Origin of the sequence: Pseudomonas sp. K5002 (genome assembly GCF_013386655.1) — a bacterium.
Lineage (GTDB): Bacteria > Pseudomonadota > Gammaproteobacteria > Pseudomonadales > Pseudomonadaceae > Aquipseudomonas.
In genome coordinates this window covers 1-331 of the sequence record NZ_JACARK010001390.1, presented here as the reverse complement: position 1 = coordinate 331, position 331 = coordinate 1, and the positions used below count along the sequence as shown (strand labels likewise).

General features: G+C 65.3%; 1 protein-coding gene. It reads right to left on the bottom strand.

Going from position 1 to position 331, the window contains the following annotated elements:
• Nucleotides 1–331: ABC transporter substrate-binding protein (locus HX846_RS36630; protein ID WP_256740440.1), on the bottom strand; the 331-nt coding region annotated here is incomplete at both ends.

Sequence of the window (331 nt, the reverse complement as noted above, 5' to 3'; positions counted from 1 at the left end):
CGATGGCCTGGCGCAGGCGCACATCTTTGAGCAAGGGGTCGCGGGTCTGGAACAGCAACGCGTTGACCGACATGGTGCCGCTGGAGGTGACCTTGATGCCGGGGTTGGCAGCCAATTCGGTGGCGTCCAGCGGCGTGACGTCAATCAGCAGGTCGACGTTCTTCGACAGCAAGGCCGCCTTGGCCGCCGCCGGGTCCGGGATCACCAGCAGGCGCACGCGGTCGAGGGTCGTGGTTTTATTGCCGGTGTAGCCATCCGGCTCTTTCTCGTCGCGCGGGGTGTAGTTGGCGTTGCGCAGCAGGTCGATGTATTGGCCGGGCTTCCACTCGCC